The organism is Stenotrophomonas maltophilia group sp. RNC7 (assembly GCF_030910085.1).
GTDB lineage: Bacteria > Pseudomonadota > Gammaproteobacteria > Xanthomonadales > Xanthomonadaceae > Stenotrophomonas > Stenotrophomonas sepilia.
The window spans coordinates 1-315 of the sequence record NZ_JAVFVN010000826.1 but is presented as its reverse complement, the minus strand read 5'-3'; the positions used below and the strand labels follow the sequence as shown (position 1 = coordinate 315).

Genomic DNA, 315 nt, shown 5'->3' with positions numbered 1-315 from the left:
GACGATGAAGCGCGCATTATCGCCAAGATTCAGGAGCTCGCGGCATGGCATCCATTGATGGCATCGAATTGAACCGGGCTGCCGTATGATCACCAAATCGGCCAAAGAGACGATCCGTTGAGATCGTCTCACAGATTGAAGACAAACTCCCGCGAAATACTGCAGTCGCGGGAGTTCTTTGTGTTGTTTATACATATTTACATATACGAAAGAGAACTTAGGAGAGATGCGACTGGTCATCGTATACCATCATCTCATCGCCGAAGATGCTATGAACTCGCAAATAGCGAAAGGGGCACACCCTCTCCACATGCC

General features: G+C 48.9%; 1 protein-coding gene. It reads right to left on the bottom strand.

The annotated features are described in order from the left end of the window. Positions 1–240 (bottom strand): hypothetical protein (locus tag RCF13_RS20010; protein WP_308141491.1); only part of this gene is annotated, 240 nt, incomplete at its 3' end. Positions 241–315: the final 75 nt, after the last annotated feature.